This window comes from Ruegeria sp. BI11, assembly GCF_056538005.1.
This window is the reverse complement of the sequence record NZ_JBQFSM010000038.1, coordinates 1-3,227: the sequence shown is the minus strand read 5'-3', so window position 1 is coordinate 3,227 and position 3,227 is coordinate 1. Positions and strand designations below refer to the sequence as shown.

The following is a 3,227-nucleotide window of genomic DNA, read 5'->3' as shown; positions in this document are numbered from 1 at the left end:
ATCGCTGAGGCTAATCTGCCGGTACTGGCAATTGAGAACTTCAACGCACTAATCGCCGAATTCGAAGCGTTGGGCAAACAAGTCGCTGAGCCCTCAGACACAATCGAAACCAAACCAAGACCCGCGTGACGCGCAGTAATGCCGTTATCGCCACCCGCAACAACACCAGTAGCCGTGATTGCTATCGAGCCATCGCCCTCATGGCGCGCGTACACGCCATCACTGGCTGTTCCTGTAACATCCTGGGCAACAATAGTGATATCACCGCTGACCCCTTCATGTTCGACAAAAATACCATCATCGCCACCCGCCGCACGGGCTTCCGCCATAATCGTGATCGTACCCGTGCTCGTGCTCGGAGTACCATTACCTTCATCGGGAGTGTCGAGGATGGCAGCCTTAATCCCGTCAGTACCACCCGATACTGCGTTGGCTGCGATTGTAACATCATATGTGTTGGTGGTGTTCGCGGCGAAAGCATAAATCGCTTCGGCATCGTCCCCCGTGGTAGAAATATCACCCGTCACCACCACCGTCACCGCGCCGGATATCGCGACGCCATCCGCTTCAAAGTCGGCATAGGACCCCGATTGAATTCCGTTGGCCCCCGTGGTGGTGATGGAAACCAGTCCGCCCTCGCCATCCGTTGTGTCACTGATGATGGTTATGGCGCCGTCGGAGGTAAAACGTATCCCACTCACTTCATTGGCAGAAGCGATATTTCCAACGATGTCGTTCACATAAAGCGTGGTGTAGCTGCCAGCGCCATTGTCCACCAACACACCGGTGGACACATCACCACTGCAGCGAAGGACGGCCCCATCACCCGAAACGCTGCATTGAGTATCCGAAGGCACAACCTGCGTATGCGCGCTTGTCGCGCCCCTGATGGCAATGCCAAGCCCCAGGGCCATACTGGCAACGCATCCTGAAACGGACGAAAAAGAAAGAACAGAGTGAAGTCCGGATGGTGCATAGCTCGCAACCGTTCCTTTATACGTGGTCATCCGCGCGCCACGCGGCCAACGCCTGGAGATGGATACTCCGTTGGCCGCTGGGGCGCAGACATTCATTGCCGGCCTGACACAGGATGCTCTGATCGCTCCATGGGTCATCAAAGGTGCTATGGACGGAAAAGCCTTCTCGACCTACATCCAACACGTTCTGGTGCCGGAACCCGAACCCGGGACCGTAGTCATTCTCGATAATTTCGCGACCCATCGTAATCCGGAAGCGGCCAAAGCTCTGCGCGCGCATGGCTGCTGGCTCCTGTATCTGCCACCGTATTCACCAGATTTCAAACCCATCGAAATGGCTTTTGCCAAACTAAAAGCTCACCTCAGGCGCATCGGAGCAAGAACCTTCACCCAAATGTTCAACGCCATCGCCGAAATCTGTGATCTCTTCACACCACAGGAATGCTGGAACTACCTCAAGGCTGCTGGATATGCCTCAAGTTAAAAGAGAAAAACAATAGGCCAACAACAAGCGGTTACACGATGCCATCAGGCACCGCCCGCCAAACGAAGTGGAGAATGTATTCTATGCAAGCTTGAAAGCCATCCATAAAGTTGCCTGAGGCTTGAAGAAAAAATCTCCGGTAGACTCTGGACGGTTCAGCTACCCTAGCTATAGCCTATCACCTTGCAGGCCTGTGAAACGCTGCTGAGCTGCTTGGCCAGTTCCAGAAGCCCCAGCTCTGGTTTGATGATCTTTTCTTGAATGCTTGTCATTGATCGACACTCCTTGCTTGCGCTCCAAAAGAGCAGAAATGTCAGATAAAGTCGTGTGTTCCACACTTTAAAACCAAATGTGGTTTGGCAGCTTTGTGTATCTCGTGCTTGAGGAGACATCGGTGGATATCTTGTTTCAGTTCTTTTAGGATTTTAGAATTTTACCTCTAATCCAGTATTTACACCATAACTTTCGAACCCTGTTACACCAATACCTCGCAAATGATTGTTGAGCGTGAAATAGGTGTTATCGTTAAGACGGTAATCTATCCCAAACTCAACAAATCCCTGTGGCTGCAATGAAGGGTCAGAACCCAGAATGCCTTCATTTGTATGGCTTAGCGTCATTCCAAAACCTCCATTGATCATAAATATACCACGCTTTACTGCAATCGGTATCTCAAAATCTGACCCCATCGAAAGTCTTCCGAGTTGGATGGTTTGGCCGGGGACTAAAACACCGAGATTATCGGTAAATGTTTCTGCTCTATCCTCAACCCAAGTTGCATCCAGATAAGGAATGAGTTTGAGCTTTTTATCTTCCAGTAGCACCTCACCCTCAATACGAGCTTGAGCAAGCCATCTTCTCGTGTCAAAAGAACCAACTCGCAGTCCCAAGTCTGGATCATTGTAACCTATATTATTATTGGTCTGTCCGTACAGAAGACGGCCTTCAAAAAACAGAGCCTGATTACTATGTTTCGCAACCATATAAGGTCCTATCAACCAACCTTCCCCATCAACAGAACTTTGATTGTCGGATAAATCTTGATTGATCGAGTCGAGTTGCAACATTATCCCCAAAAGCAGATTCTCTGAAAACCTCCTATGCATACCAAAAGAGCCTAATACGTAATGGCTATTTCGACCGGAAGTTTGACTCCAAGCCCCATCTATTTCACCCCAAACCCCATCTCTTTCAAAACTTTCACCGAACACTATACTGCCGACAGTCGCGTTAAGATTGAATTCGTGCTTCACGTCATTGTTAACCACGCCTCTTTTGAGAAACTTAACCAAGCTTGGTTGGTTATCGGTCAGCAGAGTTGCTCGATTGAGTATAAAACTCGCGATCGGCTCTAGGATTGGATCCGTTTTCCTTATTGTCACTAGAACGATATCTGCTTCACCCAAAATCACATTATCGCCTAAAAGCGTATGATTAATGGCAATTTGATCATTTTGAGCGTTATCGTCCGCTATTGACCTCACCTTGACAATTTGAGCCTTATTCCAGTTATCGGCATCAAAGTTCAGCTCAGATGGGCTGATTTCAATCTGCTCGTTAATCGTAAATGGAGAAACGATGATTTTCCGACCCGGCGATTTACTTAATGTTATCTTATATTCCCCTACTGCCCCTTTCTGAAGCGTCAACTCAGAAGGTGTAGCAATAATGTCAACAACAGGCGCATCATTCGCACCCGCCGTAACCGTGATCGTCACGCTGTCAGCATCAGACGCGACACCCCGCGCATCCGTCACCACAAGCGT

3 protein-coding genes and 1 pseudogene are annotated in these 3,227 nt (G+C 49.3%); 1 reads left to right on the top strand and 3 read right to left on the bottom strand.

Features of this window, described 5'->3' with window-relative positions; genetic code table 11:
- Window positions 1-914 (bottom strand): hypothetical protein (locus tag ACR0DT_RS24835; RefSeq protein WP_480713315.1); only part of this gene is annotated, 914 nt, incomplete at its 3' end.
- An 85-nt stretch (window positions 915-999) separates the two neighbouring features.
- Here ACR0DT_RS24835 and ACR0DT_RS24830 point away from each other — a divergent pair.
- Entirely contained in the window at window positions 1,000-1,461 is a 462-nt protein-coding gene (locus ACR0DT_RS24830; protein ID WP_480713314.1) for a transposase, read from the top strand.
- 167 nt (window positions 1,462-1,628) lie between these two features.
- Here the strand turns inward: ACR0DT_RS24830 and ACR0DT_RS24825 are convergent.
- Window positions 1,629-1,733, bottom strand: a pseudogene (locus ACR0DT_RS24825) (IS481 family transposase); the annotation flags it as partial.
- Between the two features lie 153 nt (window positions 1,734-1,886).
- On the bottom strand, window positions 1,887-3,227 hold a 1,341-nt coding region (locus tag ACR0DT_RS24820), incomplete at its 5' end, for an autotransporter outer membrane beta-barrel domain-containing protein (RefSeq protein ID WP_480713313.1).